This is a genomic window from Liquorilactobacillus vini DSM 20605 (genome assembly GCF_000255495.1).
Taxonomy (GTDB): Bacteria; Bacillota; Bacilli; order Lactobacillales; family Lactobacillaceae; genus Liquorilactobacillus; species Liquorilactobacillus vini.
This window is the reverse complement of sequence record NZ_AHYZ01000200.1, coordinates 1-859: the sequence shown is the minus strand read 5'-3', so window position 1 is coordinate 859 and position 859 is coordinate 1. Positions and strand designations below refer to the sequence as shown.

At 38.2% G+C, this 859-nt stretch carries 1 protein-coding gene; it reads left to right on the top strand.

Annotated elements, in window-relative coordinates; all coding sequences use genetic code 11:
- Positions 1 to 23: 23 nt before the first annotated feature.
- Positions 24 to 859 (top strand): ISLre2 family transposase (locus ON15_RS10855; protein ID WP_169313788.1); only part of this gene is annotated, 836 nt, incomplete at its 3' end.

Sequence of the window (859 nt, the reverse complement as noted above, 5' to 3'; positions counted from 1 at the left end):
CGGTGGCAAGTGCAGTAAATTTATTGACTCCAATATCAATGAGTCATCAAAAAGTTGCCGGTGTTATTAAAGAGGCTGGTGCACGGATAGATAATTATCAGCGGCAGCAGAGAATAAATGATACTGTGGGAAAAAACAAACCAATGATTCTTTATCTAGAAGGCGATGCCTTCAGCGTTAAGCAGCAAGCATTTCATCATAATCGACAAATAAGGAATTTTTTTGTCCATCGTTTTCAGATTTATGAAGGGATCCGAAAGAACGGGAAGCGCCGCGAACTGATTAATCGTCATATCATCAGTAGTCTTGATCGTCAACAGGCAATGAAAGAAGTAAGTGAATATCTACAGGCTCATTATGATTTAAAGAAGACGATAATTATTTCTGGAAGTGACAATGGCAGTGGTTATGAAGCTGAGGTATTCAAAGAGTTGGCACCAGATTGTCTTAAGCAAGAACATTTTTTGGATCAATATCATTTGAACCGAAAGATTCAGGAAAGACTTAGTTTTGATTTTGAGTTAATAAAGCCGATGAAGAAAGCTGTTTATTCTTGGAATTGGAATCAGGTAAGAGTGATTTTAGATACTGCGGAAAGCAGAATAACAAAAGAAGATCAAGCTGGTCAAGAAAAGCGAATGGCATTACGGAAACTAGAGAATTATCTAAAGCGGAATTGGCAATATATTAAGCCAGCAGAATTACGAGGACTAAAGAAGCCTAAAGGATTAGGAAGTTGCGAAAGTAACCATCGTCGATACACCTATCGTTTAAAACGTCAAGGAAGATCATGGAGTAAGGCCGGGTTAAAAGCAATGTTACGAATTATTGATGCGCAACAGAATGAAGGATTGGTGGG